The sequence below is a fragment of the Streptomyces sp. P9(2023) genome (genome assembly GCF_032436795.1).
In the GTDB taxonomy this organism is placed as follows: Bacteria; Actinomycetota; Actinomycetes; order Streptomycetales; family Streptomycetaceae; genus Streptomyces.
In genome coordinates, this window is record NZ_JAUPWM010000325.1 from 1 (window position 1) to 299 (window position 299).

The 299-nt window shown below is 63.9% G+C and carries 1 protein-coding gene; it reads right to left on the reverse strand.

The features are described 5' to 3' along the window. The coding region (locus Q5762_RS37805) for a DUF935 family protein (protein WP_315896841.1) at positions 1–299 on the reverse strand (299 nt) is incomplete at both ends.

Genomic DNA, 299 nt, shown 5'->3' on the forward strand with positions numbered 1-299 from the left:
TGCCCGACCGCATGACCACCGGCGATGGCGTCGGTGGTAGCCGTCTGGCCCAGCACGGCCTTGGAAATTTGCCGGTCGAGCCAGTCGGCGCGCTTTTCGTAAAGATCGGCCGAAGCGCCCACGGTCTTTGATTCGACAAATTCCAGCTCCATGCTGGCCGGGATGATCGCCGCGCAATCGCCGGCGATATTGGCCACCGCCCGAAAGAGCAGATCCTTTTCGCCCTCGCTGGCCCCGGAATGCCATTTCCCCACCCGCAGCGGCTGGCCATAGGTCTGGGTGAAGATCGACCAGTCGCG